Annotated in this window: 5 protein-coding genes and 1 pseudogene; all 6 read right to left on the bottom strand. The window is 71.3% G+C overall.

Annotated elements, in window-relative coordinates; translation table 11 throughout:
* On the bottom strand, positions 1-1,333 hold a 1,333-nt coding region (locus VGD70_RS01170; protein ID WP_331077163.1), incomplete at its 3' end, for an ABC transporter ATP-binding protein.
* The gene (locus tag VGD70_RS01165) at positions 1,333-2,217 is read right to left on the bottom strand and encodes an ABC transporter permease (RefSeq protein WP_331077161.1); all 885 of its coding nucleotides are present in this window, start codon (positions 2,215-2,217) and stop codon (positions 1,333-1,335) included. The genes VGD70_RS01170 and VGD70_RS01165, both read right to left, overlap by 1 nt.
* The gene (locus VGD70_RS01160; protein WP_331077159.1) at positions 2,214-2,903 is read right to left on the bottom strand and encodes an ABC transporter permease; all 690 of its coding nucleotides are present in this window, start codon (positions 2,901-2,903) and stop codon (positions 2,214-2,216) included. Before VGD70_RS01160 ends, VGD70_RS01165 begins: the two co-directional genes overlap by 4 nt.
* Positions 2,900-3,169, bottom strand: a complete 270-nt coding sequence (locus VGD70_RS01155; protein ID WP_331077157.1) for a hypothetical protein — start codon at positions 3,167-3,169, stop codon at positions 2,900-2,902. Before VGD70_RS01155 ends, VGD70_RS01160 begins: the two co-directional genes overlap by 4 nt.
* A 3-nt stretch (positions 3,170-3,172) precedes the next feature.
* Positions 3,173-4,795: an ABC transporter substrate-binding protein gene (locus VGD70_RS01150; RefSeq protein WP_331077155.1), complete on the bottom strand. Its 1,623-nt coding sequence runs from the start codon at positions 4,793-4,795 to the stop codon at positions 3,173-3,175.
* 156 nt (positions 4,796-4,951) lie between these two features.
* Positions 4,952-5,177, bottom strand: a pseudogene (locus tag VGD70_RS01145) (gamma-glutamyltransferase family protein); the annotation flags it as partial.

Below are 5,177 nucleotides of genomic sequence, written 5' to 3'. Positions count from 1 at the left end.
CCAGCGCGCGGGCGATCGCCACCCGCTGCCGCTGCCCGCCGGACAACTCGTTCGGGTAGCGCTGAGCGGTCGCGACAGGCAGCGCGACCTGGTCGAGCAGCTCGCGCACCCGCGCGGCACGCCCCGCCTTGTCGCCAGCCTTGAAGATCCGCAGCGGCTCCGCGACCAGCCGCTCCACCGAGAACGTCGGGTCCAGCGAGCCGTAGGGGTCCTGGAACACCGGCTGCATCGCCCGCCGCGCCGCCCGCAGCCGCGCCCCGCGCATCCCCACGATGTCGTCGCCGTCGAGCCGGATGGTGCCGGTGGTGACCGGGACGAGCCCGAGCACCATCCGGGCCACGGTTGTCTTGCCCGAGCCGGATTCCCCCACCACCGCGGTGGTTCGTCCTCGGTGGACCTCGAACGACACGTCATCGACGGCACGCAGCACCCCGCCGCGACCTCGGATGCGGAACTCCTTCGACACCCGCTCCACCTCCAGCACCGGTGGCACCGGTTCCGGACCGGCGTCTGGCCCGGTGAGCACCGTCGCGGAGATCGATGGTGCCGCCGCGACCAGCCGGCGGGTGTAATCGTGGCGAGGGGCGGTGAGCACCTCCCGGGTCGCGCCGCTCTCCACGACCTGGCCCTCGGCCAGCACGACCACCCGGTCCGCCCGCTCCGCCGCGAGCCCCAGATCGTGGGTGACCAGCAGGACAGCGGTGCCCAGCTCACGGGTCAGCGTGTCCAGCCGGTCCAGGATCTGCTGCTGCACGGTGACGTCGAGCGCCGAGGTCGGTTCGTCAGCGATGAGCAGCTCCGGCCGGCAGGCCAGGGCGATCGCGATGAGGACGCGCTGGCGCATGCCGCCGGAGAATTCGTGCGGGTACTGCCGCGCCCGGCGCTCCGGCTCCGGCAGGCCCACCTCGCCCATGATCTCGACGGCCCGGGCCGCCGCCGCACGTCGACTCGCCAGCCCGTGGGCCACCAGGGTCTCCGCCACCTGCCGGCCGACCCGGAGAACCGGGTTGAGGTTGGACATCGGGTCCTGCGGGACAAGCCCGACCTCCCGGCCGCGCAGCTGGCGCAGCCGCGCCTCGCCGGCGTGCGTGACGTCCTCCCCGCGCAGCAGGATCCGGCCGCCGGTGATCCGGCCGCTGCCCGGGAGCAGGCCCATCACCGCGTGCGCGGTGGTCGACTTCCCGGAGCCGGACGCGCCGACCACCGCCACCCGCTCCCCCGGCATCACCCGCAGGTCAACGCCGTGCACCACGGTGTCACCGCCGAACGCAACCCGCAGGTTGTTGATTTCCAACAGCGGCGTCAGGCCGGTATCCGTCGGTCCGGCGCCCATCAGCGGCCCTCACTCACGGTCTTCGGGTCCAGCGCGTCCCGCAGGGCGTCGCCGAACAGGTTGAAGCCCAGGCAGATCAGCGCGAGGGCGATGCCGGGGAAGACGCCCGGCCACAGCGTCCGGAACAGGTACTGCTGGGCGTCGGAGAGCATGATGCCCAGGCTGGGCGCGGGGGGCTGGATACCGAGGCCGAGGAAGGACAGCACCGCCTCGCCGAGCACCGCCGCGGGCATGATCACCGTGGCCTGCACGATGATCGCGGACAGCGCGTTGGGCAGGATGTGCTGGCCCAGGATCCGCCACGGCCCGGCATCCATCGACCGGGCGGCGAGCACAAAGTCGCTGTCGGCCAGCCGTAGTGTCTCGGCCCGCACCACCCGGATCATCGTCGGAATGTTCGCGATGCCCAGCGCGATGGCCGCGTTGCCCAGCCCGCCGCCGTTGATCGCGGCCAGCCCCACGGCGAGGACCAGGAATGGGAAGGCCAGCATCAGGTCGGCGAGCCGGGAGACCAGCGCGTCCAGCCGGCGCCAGTACCCGGCTGCCAGCCCCAGCGGCACCCCGGCGGCGACGGCGAGCAGCACCGACAGCAGCCCGACCTCCAGCGACGTCCGGGTGCCGTAGAGAACCCGGGAGAGCACATCGCGGCCCAGGTCGTCGGTGCCGAAGGCGAACCCGACAGTGTCCGGTTGCTGGAACGGCGTGGTGAAGTGCACCTCGGCGGGCGGGTAGGGCGCGAGCAGCGGGGCGAACACGCCGCCCACCACGACCACCAGCAGCAGGACGCCGCCGACCACACCGGCCGGGTTGTGCAGCAACGTGCGCAGGGCCCGCCCACGGATCCGCGTGGGGCTGGCATCGACAGGCACGGCGAGCGTGGTCACGTGGACCTCCCGGAAACCCGGATGCGCGGATCGATCACCGTGTAGAGCACGTCGACCAACAGGTTGATCACAATGTAGGAGGCGGTGATGACCAGGACGACAGCCTGGAGCACCGGATAGTCCCGGGTGAACACCGAGTCCAGGGTGAGCTTGCCGACCCCGGGCAGTGCGAAGATCCGTTCGGTGACCACCGCGCCGGCGATCAGGCCACCGAGCTGCAGCCCGACCACCGTGGTCACCACGATCAGGCTGTTGCGCAGCCCGTCCCGGAACACCACGGCGGCCCCGCCGAGGCCCTTCGCCCGTGCGGTCCGCACGTAGTCGGCGTTGAGCGCGTCCACCATCGACGAGCGAGTCTGCCTTTGCACCACCGCCGCATGGGCGACGCCGAGGATCACCGCCGGCAGCGTCAGGTAGTAGACCGCGCGCAACGGGTCCCGCAACGGCGACACGTACCCCGACGCGGGGAACCAGCCCAGCTGCACGGCCAGGTACACGATGGCCAGGATGCCCAGCCAGAAGGTCGGCACGGACAGCGCGGCCAGCGAGAACCCGTTCGCCAGCCACTCCGGCCAGCGCCCGCGGTACACCGCCGCGACCACGCCGCCGGCCATCCCGGCGAGCACCGCGATGATCATCGCGTAGACCGCGAGCTGAACGGTGACCGGCAGCGTGGCACCGATCATCTGGGTGACCGGGATGCCGGTCCGGGTGGAGCGGCCGAGCTCACCGTGAGCGCGTTGCCGACAAACTTCAGGTACTGCACCGGCAGCGGCTGGTCGAGCCCGAGCTGGGCGCGCACAGCGGCGAGCGCCGCCTCATCGCTTTCCTCCCCGGCCATCGCGATCGCCGGGTCACCGGGCAGCGCACGGACACCGACGAACACCACGACCGAGGCCAGCACGAGCGTCACCGCGGACTGCCACAGCCGGTGCAACAGGTAGCGCCCCATGGATCAGCCCTCCTGATCCCTGACGAACGCGGCCCGGGCGAGCCGGACCACCCCGTCGGAGTAGACCTCGATGCCGGTCAGCCGGGTGGAGTGCACGGTCAGGAGGCGCCGCCGGTAGGTGTAGACGATCGGGTTGTCCCGCTGGATCACCTGGGTCGCCCGGCCGTAGAGCTCGGCCCGCCGCGCCGTGTCGATGCTCCGCGACGCCTGAGCCAGCAGGTCGTCCAGCTCCGGCGAGGAGTACCCGCCGTAGTTGGCCGACGCCTGGGTGCCCAGGAAGCGCGTGGTGTTGCCATCCGGGTCGATCCGCCCGGACCAGCCCAGCTGCAGCAGCTCGAAGGTGCCGCGGATCTCCACGGCCAGCAGCGTGGAGTACTCAACCGGCACGATCCGCAGGTCGAAACCGCCCTCGGCCACGCTGGCCTGCAGCGCCTGGGCGTAGCGCAGCTCGTCCTGGGTGTTGGTGACCTGCATGGCCACCTTCACCGGCGTCGGCACACCGGCCTCGGCAAGCAGCCGCCGCGAGCGGGCCGGGTCGTACGGCGGGCACGCGTTGCTCGCCGGCGAGGCATAGGGCGACGGCGGCGCGATCGGCGAGCACGCGGGCTCGAACCAGTTGTTGAACACCGTGGCCACCAGGGTCTGCCGATCGATGGCGCTGGCGAACGCCTCGCGGACCCGGGGATCCCGGGCCAGCGGGGTGTCGATCCGCTTCGGCGGCTTGCCCACGCCGTCCACGTTGCCGGTGTTGATCGTGAGGCCCTGGTAGCCGAGCGAGCCGGACTGCAGTAGGTGCAGGTTCCGGTCCTTCGCCAGCGCGTCCACGTCCTGCGGGGAGATCTCGTTCGCCACCTGGACGTCCCCCGAGCGCAGGTTCGCGGCACGGGTCACGGTGTCCGGCATGATCCGGTAGGTGATCGCGTCCAGGTGCACCCGCCCGGCGTCGTAGTAGAGCGGGTCCCGGACCGCGTCGATGGCGGTCTGCGGTACCCGCCCGGCGAACTTGAACGGCCCGACGCACACCGGGCGGTCGCCGAAGTTGGCGCCCTCGGCGGCCAGCGCGGCCGGCGACATGATCATGCCGGCGCGGTCCGCCAGGGCGGCGGTGATCGGCGAGAACGGCTGCTTGAAACGCAGTACAACGTGACCCGCGTCCGGGGCCTCGATGCTGGTCAGCGGGCCCATCTCGCTTCTACGCGCGGAGGCCTTGAAGGTGAGATGGCGTTGCAGGCTGGTGCGCACCGCCGCCGCGTCGAACGGGGTGCCGTCGGCGAACCGGATACCGGTGCGCACGCCGAACGTCACGGTCAGCCCGTCCGGGGAGATCGTCGGCATTCCGCTGGCCAGCTGCGGGACGATGCCGCCGGTCGCGTCCAGGTCGTAGAGCTTCTCGCAGACCGAGGTCATCACGTAGCGGGTGTACAGCGAGGTCGAGGTGGTCGGGTCGAGCCGGTCCGGCTCGTTGGACAAGCCCATCACCAGGTGGCCGCCCTCGATGACCGGTCGGTCGCCGACCGGGGTGCCCAGGTCATCGTGGTGTGTGGCGGCGGCGGCGAGCGGCTGCACCGGGACGCAGGCGGCCAGCGGCACCGAGCCGAGCACCACGGCGACCGCAAGGACGATCAACCTGGACGGGCGACCCCTCGCCTCGCGGAGAAGCATGCGAACCCCTGGACGCCAAGTGGCAGAATGGGTCCACCGTACGTTTCGCCGGGCCCGCTCCGGTGTCAATTAAGTAAAGTCCTGTTGCACCATTTCGTCGCGGTTATCGCAAAACGCCGACTAACGACCGGCAGCGTATCCCTGCATTCCCCGTGGATTGGCCCCGGCGGCCAGCACCCCGCTGCTTGGATCCCGTGCGACGGCGCAGATCCGGCCCTCTGACCAGGACTCTCCGACGGTGACCTGGTGGCCGCGAAGCCGCAGTTCGGTAATCGTGGGCTCCCCGATACGCGATTCGACGACCACACTGCCGGGGTGCATCTCACGCGGATAGAACGAACTTGGG

Origin of the sequence: Actinophytocola sp. (assembly GCF_036402745.1) — a bacterium.
Classification (GTDB): Bacteria; Actinomycetota; Actinomycetes; order Mycobacteriales; family Pseudonocardiaceae; genus Actinophytocola.
Note: the sequence above shows the minus strand (reverse complement) of the source record. Positions and strands in the feature narration are given on the sequence as shown.

Coding starts and splice junctions, on each gene's coding strand:
- VGD70_RS01160 (WP_331077159.1), bottom strand. CDS start 2,903: ATGATCGGTGCCACGCTGCCGGTCACCGTTCAGCTCGCGGTCTACGCG.
- VGD70_RS01155 (WP_331077157.1), bottom strand. CDS start 3,169: ATGGGGCGCTACCTGTTGCACCGGCTGTGGCAGTCCGCGGTGACGCTC.